This window comes from Streptomyces azureus (assembly GCF_001270025.1).
Lineage (GTDB): Bacteria > Actinomycetota > Actinomycetes > Streptomycetales > Streptomycetaceae > Streptomyces > Streptomyces azureus.
Genome location: NZ_DF968303.1, coordinates 1 through 9,159 on the forward strand (window position 1 = coordinate 1; position 9,159 = coordinate 9,159).

Below are 9,159 nucleotides of genomic sequence, written 5' to 3' on the forward strand. Positions count from 1 at the left end.
CGCAGCCCACCGACCCCCCGATTACCCTGCGAGTCATGACACCAGCCGCCCCCACCCCCGCCTACCGGCGACTCAGCGTCGAGGAACGCCGCAGTCAGCTCCTCACCTCCGCGCTGAACCTCTTCGCGCACCGCGCCCCGGAGGACGTCTCCCTGGACGACGTGGCGGAGGCAGCCGGGGTCTCGCGGCCACTGGTCTACCGGTACTTCCCGGGCGGGAAGCAGCAGCTCTACGAGGCCGCCCTCCGCTCCGCCGCCGACGAGCTCCAGCACTGCTTCGACGAGCCCCGCGAGGGCCCCCTGCTCCCCCGCCTGTCCCGCGCTCTCGACCGCTACCTCGCCTTCGTCGACGAGCACGACGCCGGCTTCAGCGCCCTCCTCCAGGGCGGCAGCGTCGTCGAGACCTCGCGTACGACCGCCATCGTCGACGGCGTACGCCGCGCCGCCGCCGAGCACATCTTCCGGCACCTGGAGGTCACCGGACCCGGCCCGCGACTGCGGATGACCGTCCGGATGTGGATCACCGCCGTCGAGGCGTCGTCGCTGATCTGGCTCGACGAGGAGAAACAACCCCCCGCCGAGGAACTGCGCGACTGGCTCGTCGAGCAGTTCGTGGCCATGCTCTCGGTGACCGCCCGCCGCGACCCGCTGGCCGACTCCCTGGTCCAGGCCCTCGCCGAGGATGTCTGACACTGGTCCCGTGAAGAGCGAAGACACCCCCTTCGAGGGCGGCCCCATGGACGGCAGGGTCCTGCCCGTCCTGCTCGGCATCACCGGCCACCCGCCCAAGACGTATCGCATCCCCGTCCCGGACCCCGCCGGCGGCCCGCCCACCGTCCTGGTCTACCGCCGAGTGCCCCGGGCAGAGGGCAGGATCGGACTGACCCACCGCTGGAAGTACGAGTACGCCCCCGAGGGCGCACCGACCCGCCGGCTCAACTGGCCCTGGTCGAAGCCAGACGCCACGCCGCCCGGCAAGCGGGACGACGCCGACGGGTGACCCCGTTGCGCCGAACCGCGCACACCCACCGCGCGCACCTCGCGCATACGCCTGATCCTCACGAGTGTCCGGTGGCCAAAGGGCCGCCCTCCCATCGGAGGTGATGGCATGTCAGGAAGACTCGTGCGGCTGGTCTGCATCGCGGCGACGGCGGCAACCACCGTCCTCGCCCCCGCCCCCGCCACGGCGGCCCCGGAGCCCGGCCCCGCCCAGGACCCCGCCTCCGCTCAGGACGCCGTTTCCGTCGCCGGTCTCCTGACGGACCTTCAGCAGCTGTACCGGAAAGCCGAAGAGGCCACCGAGGCCTACAACGCCACCGAGGAGAAGCTGAAGAAGCAGCGCGCCGAGACCGACCGCCTCGACCGCGCCCTCGCCCGCACCCGGCTCTCCCTGCACGACAGCCGGGGCGCGGCGGGCCGCCTGGCCCGGCAGCAGTACCAGAGCAGCACCGACATCTCCCCGTACGTACGCCTGCTCCTGGCCCGCGACCCGCAGCACGCGATCGACCAGGGCCATGTGATCCGCCGGCTGGCGCGGGAGCGGGCCGAGACGGTCGGCCGGCTGACCGGCAGCGAGCGGAAGGCCCGCGAACTGGCCCGCAAGGCCCGCAAGGCCCTCGACCAGCAGCTCGCCCTCACCGAGCGGCGGAAGAAGGAACAGGACGAGGTCCGTGAGCGGCTCCACGACGTCGAGGAACTGCTCGCCTCCCTCAGCCGCGACCAGCTCACCGCCCTGGCCGCGTTCGAGAAGAACGGGATCGAGAAGGCGCAGAAGAAGTACATGGCGTCCGGCGCGCTCAGCAGCGGCGGCGGCAGCGGCAGCGGCAGCGGCAGCGGCAGCAGCAGACCGTCGGCCGAGGGCGGCCGGGCCGTGCGCTACGCCGTGCGGCAGCTCGGCAAGCCGTACGAGTGGGGCGCGGAGGGCCCGACATCGTACGACTGCTCGGGCCTGACCTCGCAGGCCTGGGCTCAGGCCGGGACGCCCATCCCGCGTACCAGCCAGGAGCAGTGGAAGCGGCTGAAGCGGGTCCCGCTCACCGAGCTGCGGCCGGGGGACCTGGTCGTGTACTTCCCGGAGGCCACGCACGTGGCGCTGTACCTCGGCGACGGCATGGTCGTACAGGCGCCCCGGCCGGGCGCGAAGGTGAAGGTGTCGCCGATCGCGGCCAACCCGGTCCTGGGCGCCGTACGCCCGGACCCGGACGGGAAGCCCCTGCGGCGGTACGAGCCACCGGAGCTCCCCGAGGGGGCCACGGACGGGTCGGACGAGGGATACGACGGATACGCGGACTACGCGGCGCCCGCGCCGGACACCTCGACCAGGTAGGCCTGCGTCTTCTCCGGGTCGTAGAAGAAGTTCTCGAAGTCGGCCGGGTCGTTGAAGCCGTTGGCGAAGCGGTCGGCGACCGGCTGGAGCTCACCGGCGGCGCCGATCAGGTTCAGGATGTGCTCCGGCGGCGGCGCGAGCATCGTGTTGGTCCACTTGGTGACGTGCTGCGCGGTGGCCCAGTAGCGGTCGAAGGTGGCCCGCATCCACTCCTCGTCGAACGGCCTGTCGCCGCGCTCGACGATCGAGGAGAGGTAGGCGGCCGCGCACTTCGACGCGGAGTTGGAGCCCTGGCCGGTGATCGGGTCGTTCGCCACGACGACGTCCGCCACACCCAGCACGAGGCCGCCGCCGGGGAGGCGGCCGACGGGGTTGCGGACGGTGGGGGCGTAGCGGCCGGCCAGCGTGCCGCCCGCGTCGGTCAGTTCGACCTTGGTGGCCCGCGCGTACTCCCAGGGGACGTACCGCTCCATGAGTTCCAGGGTCAGGGAGAGGTGCTCCGCCGGGTCCTTGACGCCGTTGAAGACGTCGAGCGGGCCGCCGGGTATGCCCTCCCAGAACAGGATGTCGGCACGGCCGGAGGTGGTCAGGCACGGCATGACGAACAGTTCGCCGACGCCCGGCACCAGGTTGCAGCGGACCCCTTCGGTGTCGGGGTGCTCGGGGCGCGGGCCCAGGCCGTGGACGTACGAGACGGCCAGCGCGCGCTGCGGCTCGCTGTAGGGGGACCGCTCCGGGTCCCGGGCGAACATCTGGACCAGCTCGCCCTTGCCCGCCGCGACCAGCACCAGGTCGTACGTGCGGGAGAAGTAGTCGAGGTCGCCGACGGCCGCGCCGTGGATGACGAGCTGACCGCCGCGCTGGGCGAACGTCTCCATCCAGCCGGCCATCTTCACGCGCTGGTCGATCGACTGGGCGTATCCGTCGAGGCTGCCCAGCCAGTCGATCGCACGTGCCGCGGGGCCCTCGGCCCAGGAGCCGGGGGCGGCGACGGAGACGCCGAGTCCTTCGATCTTCGGGGCCTGGGACTCCCAGAAGTTCAGTTTGAGATCGCGCTCGTGCTGCAGTGCCGTGTGGAACATGCACTGCGTCGACATGACCCGGCCGGTGCGGATCTCGTCCGCCGTCCGGTTGGACATCAGGGTGACCTCGTACCCCTGCGACTGGAGGCCGAGAGCGATCTGGAGACCGGACTGACCGGCTCCGACGACGAGTATCTTCCGCATGCGGGGGCTGTCCTCTACTCGGGGGTTTCGTCGAGCGCGTGGCCCACGAGGGCCAGGAGGGTCTCGATCACGGAGATCCGGCGACGCGCGTCCATGATCATGACAGGTATGTGTTTCGGGATGGTCAAGGCCTCCCGCACGTCCTCCGGCTCGAACAGCTCGCTGCCGTCGAAGTGGTTGACCGCGACCACGTACGGCAGTCCGGAGCTCTCGAAGTAGTCCAGTACCGGGAAGCAGTCCTTCAGCCGGCGCGTGTCGGCCATGACGACGGCACCGATCGCGCCGCGCACGATGTCGTCCCACATGAACCAGAACCGCTGCTGGCCCGGCGTGCCGAACAAGTAGAGCACCAGGTCGTCGTCGAGCGTGATGCGCCCGAAGTCCATGGCCACGGTCGTGGTGGTCTTGCCCGGCGTGGCGGTGAGATCGTCGGTCGCCACGCTCGCCTCGGTCATCAGTGCCTCGGTCTGCAGGGGCGTGATCTCCGAGACGGCGGTGACCAGCGTGGTCTTGCCCACGCCGAAGCCGCCCGCCACCACGATCTTCGTGGCGATGGGGGCACGGGTGCGGTCCGTCTCCCAGGCGTGCATGCTCTCGCCGGGCTGGACGAACGGGGATGAACCAGCGACGCCGTGAGCGGCGTCAGAGACGACGGAGTCCACTCAGCACCCTTTCCAGCAGAGCTCGGTCCGGGCGGCCCGTGCCATGGCCGGTGCCCGTTCCGTACACACGGATCTTTCCCTGGTCCGCGAGGTCGCTGAGGAGCACGCGGACCACGCCGAGCGGCATCTTCAGCAGCGCGGCGATCTCGGCCACCGTACGCATCCGGCGGCACAGTTCGACGATGGCCCGCAGCTCCGGCATCACGCGGGTGGACAGGGAGCCGTTCGTCAGTTCCCTGCGCTCCTCCGGGGCGTCCAGCGCGGCCGTGCTCGCCACGAACGTCTCCACCAGGAGCACGTGGCCGAAGCGGGTACGGCCGCCGGTGAGCGAGTAGGGGCGGACCCGGGCGGGTTTGCGGTCACCGCCGCGGACCGGGAGGTGCTGCTTCGGCGTACTGCTCATCGGGTACTCCCCGTGGTCTGGGAATCCTCCAGGGATTTTCGGAGCTCGCTGCGGAGTTCGGGCGTCAGGACGTGGCCGGCCCGGCCCACGAACAGAGCCATGTGGTACGCCACCACGCTCATGTCGCAGTCCGCTGAGCCGTGGACGCCGAGCAGCGAGCCGTCGCTGATGGACATCACGAACAGGCTGCCTTCGTCCATCGCGACCATCGTGTGCCGGACCCCGCCGAAGTCCATCAGTTTGGCGGCGCCGACGGTGAGGCTGCCGATACCGGAGACGATGGTGGCCAGGTCGGCGGCGGAGCCGCGCGGACCCGTCCGCTGGGCCCCGCCGACGTGAAGCGCCTCTCGGGCCTGCTGGTTGCGGTGGTCGTCGGAGGACAGCAGGAGCAGTCCGTCGGACGAGACGACCGCGACCGAGAGGATGCCGGGTACCTCCTCGACGAGGTTGGTCAGCAGCCAGTGCAGATTGCGGGCCTCACTGCTCAGTCCGATCAGTCCGAAGGTACTGGGAGCGGTCAACTGCTTGCCTCCTCGACTGTGCCCCCCGTGGCTTCTTCGGATTCAGCTGGTCCTGATGTGCCGGTGTCCGGCCGCTTGTGCGAGGCCGTCTTCTCGGCGATTTCCGCCTCCACCTCGCGGTAGCCGGCCTGGGCGCCCTGGCGGAAGCCGCCGAGGCGGCGGCGGAGGGCTTCGGCGTCCACGGAGCCGCTGCGCTGGCGCGGGGCGGTGGTCGGAGCGGTGATCTTGGGCGTGCGCTTGGGGAGGCCCTTGTCGGTGACGCGGTCCTCTTCGTCGTCAGGGGCGCGTTCGTGTACCGCCTCGGCTTCTCCCCCACCCGCATCCCCCGTGCGGGTTTCGACGTCGGGTGCCGGTGGCCCCTGTGGGGCGGATTCGCCGTCGGCGGCCGCGGGCGCGGGCTCCGCCGGGGCCGGCTCGTCCTGCGGTATCGGGGCCAGCAGCTCCATCGTGGTCTCGGCAGGGGTTTCCGCCGGTGCCGTTCCCTGCGCCGCGGGTGCGGCCGGCTCCGCCGCTTCCGCCGGTTCCGGACACCCCGCGGCCTCCGTGTGCTCCGCGACCTCCTCGCGCCGCACCGCCTTCTCCGCCAGCGCCACCAGCGGGTCCCCGTTGCCGGTGCGGCCGTGCAGGACGTTGGAGTTGGCCTCGGCGTCGGCACCGGGGAAGGCGACGGTGTGGGTGGTGCCGGAGAGAGGACCGGAGGCCGGGACGGCCGCGGCCGGGGCCGCCGCCAGCAGAGTGCGGGGCAGGACGACGACCGCCGCGACACCGCCCTGCTTCTGCTCGCGCAACTGCACGCGCACACCGTGCCGGTGGGCGAGACGGGCCACCACGTACAGGCCGAGGCCGAGACCGTCCTCGCCTTCCTGGTCGTACGGCGCCTCCGGGTCGAAGTCGGCGAGGCGGGAGTTCAGACGCTCCAGCCGGTCCTCGGTCATGCCGATGCCCTCATCCTGGACCGAGAGCATGACCTCGCCGTTCTCCAGCAGCCAGCCGGAGATCTCGACGGGCAGGTCGGGCGGCGAGAACGAGGTGGCGTTCTCCAGGAGTTCGGCCAGCAGGTGGGACAGGTCGTCCGCGGCGAACCCCGCCATGTGCGCGTGCGGCGGCAGCGCGGCGATCCGCACCCGCTCGTACCGCTCGATCTCGCTCACCGCGGCGCGTACGACGTCCACGAGCGGCACGGGCCCGGCGGTGTGCTGCACGTGCTCGGTTCCGGCGAGGACGAGGAGGTTCTCGCTGTGCCGGCGCATGACCGTGGCGAAGTGGTCGAGCTTGAACAGCGTGGCGAGGCGGTCCGGGTCCTGCTCGCGCTCCTCCAGGTTCTCGATGACGGCCAGTTGCCGCTCGACCAGCCCGAGGGTGCGCAGCGCGAGGTTGACGAACGTGCCGCCGATGGCCGTGCGCAGCCGCTCCAGCTGGGCGGCGGACTCGGCGAGTTCGCCGCGCAGTTCCTCGCGCGCGTCGGCCATCTTCTGGCGCTGGCCGACGAGGTGCTTGCGGTCGGACTCCAGCGTGGTGATCCGCTCGGTGAGCGTGACGGCGTGCGCGTGCAGGGCGTTGACGGAGCGGACGACCTGGGCGAACTCGTCGTTGCGGCCGGTGAACCTGACGGGTTCCTCGGCCGTCGGAACCTCCGCCTCGGCCAGGCGCTTGGAGCCCAGGCGCAGGACCGCGAGGGGGCGCGTGAGGCTGCGGGCCATGCCCGTGGCGACGCCGACGGCGAGCAGCATCAGGGCGCCGAGGACGGCGATGCGGATCTCCAGCGCGGTGACGTCGTCGTCGCGCAGCGCCTCCAGGTCCTTGGTGCGGCGGTCGTAGAGGGCGGACTCCACGCCGCGCATCAGGTCGACGCGGGCGGACAGGGCCGCGTCCAGCTTCCTGGTGTTGGTGGAGAGTTCGTTGCTGGAGAGGGCCGGCTGGTCGGTGAGCGTGGCGAGGTACTTCTCGGCGGAGTTGACCTCGGTGCCGGTGACCGTGTTGTCGAAGGAGGTACGGGCCGGCTTGGGCGCGGTGTCGCGGAAGTCGGCCAGGGCCGCGTCGGAGCGCACCCGGGCCTGCTGGGCGGCGGCGCTCAGGGCGGCGCGCTGCCGGGTGTCGGCGTCCGAGGAGGTCTCGGTCGGCAGGCCGGTGACCGGGTCGATGACCGTCTCGGTGCCGCGCGGCACGCTGAGGGCGGCCAGCAGCAGCCCCCGGGCCGCCGCGGCCTGCTGGACGGCGGAGTCCAGCTCGGCCAGGGCCTGGCCGCCGGAGCCCGCGCGGGGCGGCGTCTGCTGCGCCAGCTCCTCGGCGAGCCGGTGGAGTTCGGTGATGGCGGCGGAGTACGCCTGGTGCGCTTCGAGAGCGCCGCTCTTGCCGGTGAGCGCCGCCCGGCGCACGGCCGCGATCTCGTCGAGGTCGGAGCGGAGCGAGGCGGGCGTGTCGGTGTCGGCCCGCAGCTCCTCGACCTGCCGGTCCACCCGGGCGCTGCGCTGCTCGGAGGGCGCCTTGGACTTGGGGCGGCCGGCCGCGATGTAGGAGGTGACGTCGTCACGCTCGTCGGCGAGGGAGTGCGCGAGGACGAGGGCGTCCTGCGTCTGCTCGGCGAGCGTCACCAGCTCCTGCGAGTCGTGGAGTTGCCCGGAGGCGGCGAGGACGGACGGGGTGCCCGCACCGGCGATGGCCGCGGCGACCACGGCCACGGCCACGATGAGCCGGTTGCGTACATGGGTGGGGCGGCCCTTGCCGGTGGGGGGCGTCGACTCAGCGCCCTGAACGGGGGCCGTCTGCTTGCCTGTGCGACGAGGCCGCGACATCTGCACCGGTGCTCGCATTCCTGACTCGTGAACTCATGGGTCCGGATGACGCTCCGTCAACTGGCGCGTACTCCAGGTACACTTCCCGACCCTCCCAGCGCCGGTGGGCAGCGCACGCGCATCACCTGACCCGCCACCCGAAGGAGTGAACCCCGGCGGGGAGTTGAGGGGCAAGTTCCGCCGGCCCTCGCAGCGGCCTTGTGCGGCAGGCCGGTTGGACGCCACGGGCGGGCGGTGGCAATATTCGCCACCACGTCTTCCCGGAACAAAGCATTCCATCCCAAACGGGGCGCCTGACCTGCAAGGCCGCACCGGGTCCGGCAGCCATTGCCGACCTTTTGCGGACCTTGTGAAGGGCTCGTGCAGACTGGCTGGATGCGTACTGAACTCGCCTCGGAACCGGGAGACGCGGACCGCCCCAACGAGGACTTCGCCAGTGTCGGACTACCGGCCTCCGGACAGGGTGGTTCGGTCGTCGTCCTGGACGGTGTCACACCGCCGAAGGCCGGGACGGGGTGTCTGCATTCCGTCCCCTGGTTCACCGCGCGCCTCGGTGGAGCGCTGACCGAACTGACCGTTTCACTCCCGGATGTCCCTCTGATGGACGCCCTGACCCGTGCCATCGCGCGTACCGCCGAGGCGCATGCCTCAACCTGTGACCTTTCTCACCCCCGCACTCCTCAGGCCACGGTGGTCGCGGCCCGCTGGAATCCGGACGCGGTGGAGTACCTGGTCCTGTCGGACTCGGCTCTCCTCGTGGAGTCCCCGGACGGCGTGGTGACGCCCCTCCTCGACGACCGTCTGGCTCTTCTCCCCCGCTCCGCCCTGACCACGGACGCGCTGGTGGACTCCACGCTCCGCAACAAGGAGGGCGGCTTCTTCACGGCGGCCGCCGACCCCTCGGTGGCGCGGCGAGCGGTGACCGGAACCCTTCCCCGCCGAGACGTACGCGCCCTGGCCGCCCTGACGGACGGGGCGACCCGCTGGGTGGAGCGGTTCGAGGAGGGCGACTGGACGGACTGCTTCCACCTCATGCGCAAGGAGGGACCACAGGCGTTGGTGGACCGCGTGCGGACATTGGAGCGAGCGGATTCGGCCAGATCTTTCCCAGGCCGGGGCAAGTCGCACGACGACGCGACGGTCGTGTACGTCGAGTTCTAGACGCAACGCCGTTCAGTTAGGGCGGGGCTGGGGGTGTCAAGGGCCGCTCGTGAGCATGGCGATGCTGAT

Annotated in this window: 9 protein-coding genes; 4 read left to right on the top strand and 5 right to left on the bottom strand. The window is 71.5% G+C overall.

The annotated features are described in order from the left end of the window. Positions 1–35: 35 nt before the first annotated feature. The 3 genes from AOQ53_RS20595 to AOQ53_RS20605 all read left to right on the top strand — a co-directional run bounded on the left by AOQ53_RS20595 (position 36) and on the right by AOQ53_RS20605 (position 2,325). Positions 36–689, top strand: coding sequence for a TetR/AcrR family transcriptional regulator (locus AOQ53_RS20595; protein WP_059419358.1), 654 nt, complete (start codon positions 36–38; stop codon positions 687–689). A gap of 10 nt (positions 690–699) precedes the next feature. Continuing rightward, on the top strand, positions 700–999 hold the full coding sequence (locus AOQ53_RS20600) for a hypothetical protein (RefSeq protein WP_059419360.1): 300 nt from the start codon (positions 700–702) through the stop codon (positions 997–999). Between the two features lie 108 nt (positions 1,000–1,107). Beyond that, on the top strand, positions 1,108–2,325 hold the full coding sequence (locus tag AOQ53_RS20605) for a C40 family peptidase (RefSeq protein WP_059419362.1): 1,218 nt from the start codon (positions 1,108–1,110) through the stop codon (positions 2,323–2,325). Here the strand turns inward: AOQ53_RS20605 and AOQ53_RS20610 are convergent. From AOQ53_RS20610 to AOQ53_RS20630, 5 genes are read right to left on the bottom strand one after another with little or no spacing between them, the layout of a single operon-like run. Further along, positions 2,289–3,551: a styrene monooxygenase/indole monooxygenase family protein gene (locus AOQ53_RS20610; RefSeq protein WP_059419365.1), complete on the bottom strand. Its 1,263-nt coding sequence runs from the start codon at positions 3,549–3,551 to the stop codon at positions 2,289–2,291. The two genes, AOQ53_RS20605 and AOQ53_RS20610, sit on opposite strands and share 37 nt — an antisense overlap. Positions 3,552–3,565: 14 nt before the next feature. Continuing rightward, complete coding sequence (locus tag AOQ53_RS20615; protein ID WP_059419367.1) at positions 3,566–4,213, bottom strand: GTP-binding protein; 648 nt, start codon at positions 4,211–4,213, stop codon at positions 3,566–3,568. Next, on the bottom strand, positions 4,194–4,616 hold the full coding sequence (locus AOQ53_RS20620; protein ID WP_059419369.1) for a DUF742 domain-containing protein: 423 nt from the start codon (positions 4,614–4,616) through the stop codon (positions 4,194–4,196). The genes AOQ53_RS20615 and AOQ53_RS20620 overlap by 20 nt, the downstream gene beginning before the upstream one ends. Further along, positions 4,613–5,137 carry a roadblock/LC7 domain-containing protein gene (locus AOQ53_RS20625; protein WP_059419371.1) on the bottom strand — a complete coding sequence of 175 codons (525 nt, stop codon included), beginning with the start codon at positions 5,135–5,137 and terminating at the stop codon, positions 4,613–4,615. Before AOQ53_RS20625 ends, AOQ53_RS20620 begins: the two co-directional genes overlap by 4 nt. Next, positions 5,134–7,947, bottom strand: a complete 2,814-nt coding sequence (locus AOQ53_RS20630) for a sensor histidine kinase (RefSeq protein ID WP_236711740.1) — start codon at positions 7,945–7,947, stop codon at positions 5,134–5,136. The genes AOQ53_RS20625 and AOQ53_RS20630 overlap by 4 nt, the downstream gene beginning before the upstream one ends. Positions 7,948–8,304: 357 nt before the next feature. Between AOQ53_RS20630 and AOQ53_RS20635 the strand changes: the two genes are divergently transcribed. After that, the gene (locus tag AOQ53_RS20635; RefSeq protein WP_059419372.1) at positions 8,305–9,090 is read left to right on the top strand and encodes a protein phosphatase 2C domain-containing protein; all 786 of its coding nucleotides are present in this window, start codon (positions 8,305–8,307) and stop codon (positions 9,088–9,090) included. Positions 9,091–9,159 lie beyond the last annotated feature (69 nt).